The organism is Lysobacter enzymogenes (assembly GCF_017168095.1).
Lineage (GTDB): Bacteria > Pseudomonadota > Gammaproteobacteria > Xanthomonadales > Xanthomonadaceae > Lysobacter > Lysobacter enzymogenes_D.
In genome coordinates this window covers 3580-5179 of sequence record NZ_LXSD01000409.1, presented here as the reverse complement: position 1 = coordinate 5179, position 1600 = coordinate 3580, and the positions used below count along the sequence as shown (strand labels likewise).

Here is a 1600-nt window from a genome sequence, read left to right as displayed (position 1 = left end):
CACGAGGTGCGCACGCCGATGACCGGCGTGCTGGGGATGAGCGAGCTGTTGCTGGATACGCCGCTGGACCAGAAGCAGCGCGGCTATACCGAATCGATCCGCCGCGCCGGCGAACACCTCTTGCGTTTGGTCAACGACGCGCTCGACCTGGCCCGGATCGAATCGGGCAAGCTCGAACTCGCGCACGAACCGTTCGACGTTCGCGCATTGGTCGCGCAAGCCGCCGACCTGATGCGGCCGCTGGCGCAGCAGCGCGGCCTGCGCTTCGACGTGGACGTGGCCGCCGATGCGCCGCGCGGCTTGCGCGGCGACAGCAGCCGGGTCTGCCAGGTGCTGCTGAACCTGCTCGGCAATGCGATCAAGTTCACCGACGTCGGCGCGGTGAGCCTGCGCGTGCAGCGGTTGACCCCGCAGGGCGTGCGCTTCGAAGTCAGCGACACCGGCCCGGGCCTCAACGAAGAACAGAAGCAGCGCCTGTTCCGCCGCTTCGAGCAGGCCGAAGGCGCGCGCACCGCGGCGCGCTACGGCGGCAGCGGATTGGGGTTGGCGATCAGCCAGGAACTGGCCGCGGCGATGGACGGGCAGATCGCGGTCTACAGCGAACCCGGCCAGGGCGCGCGTTTCGTGTTCGACCTGCCGCTGGCCAACGCCGAGCCGCCGGCCGGCGCCGGCGGCGCGGCCTCCCACCTGCCGCGGCCGCACGCGGGGCCGCTGGCGATCCTGCTGGTGGAAGACGACGCCACCGTGGCCGAAGTGATCGCCGGCCTGCTGCGTGCGCAGGGCCACCGCGTCACCCACGTCGGCAACGGCCTGGCGGCCTTGGCCGAAACCGCCACCGCGCGCTACGACATCGCCCTGCTCGACCTCGACCTGCCCGGCATCAACGGCCTCGACCTCGCCCGGCAACTGCGCGCGCAAGACTTCGCCCAACCGCTGGTCGCGGTGACCGCGCGCGCCGACGCCGACGCCGAACCGCAAGCCGCCGCCGCCGGCTTCGACCGCTTCCTGCGCAAACCCGTGACCGGCGCGATGCTGGCCGACGCGCTGGACGAACTGACCGCGCCGCGCGGCTGACGCGGCGCCCGCCCGCCCCCATCCACCAGGTTTCGCTACAGCCGAACCGTCGCGGTCGCGGCTCGCGCCGCTCCTGCAGATAGCGCCCGCGGCATCGCCAGCCCCCTGTAGGAGCGGCGCAAGCCGCGACCGCGCCACCGTGCCGACGACGCAAACCGCCCATCGCCATCCGCGCCCAGCCGCCTCGCGCTTGCGAGACTCCCGCGCCCACTGGCAACGTTCGCAATAGTTGAATCTTCGCGGCCGCGGCTCGCGCCGCTCCTACAGGTAGCGCAGGCCGCATCGCCAGCCCCCTGTAGGAGCGGCGCAAGCCGCGACCGCGCCACCGCGCCGACGACGCAAGTCGCCTGTCGCCGTCCGCGCCCAACCGCTTCGCATTCGCGTGACTGCCGCGCGCTCCCGCAACGCTCGCAATAGTTGAACGTTCGCGGTCGCGGCTCGCGCCGCTCCTACAGGTAGCGCCCGCGGCATCGCCAGCCCCCTGTAGGAGCGGCGCAAGCCGCGACCGCGCCACCGCGCCGACGAC

Annotated in this window: 1 protein-coding gene; it reads left to right on the top strand. The window is 72.8% G+C overall.

Going from position 1 to position 1600, the window contains the following annotated elements; genetic code table 11:
- Nucleotides 1-1074, top strand: a 1074-nt coding sequence (locus A7A76_RS17445; protein WP_206412397.1) for an ATP-binding response regulator, incomplete at its 5' end; no start/stop codon positions are given.
- Nucleotides 1075-1600 lie beyond the last annotated feature (526 nt).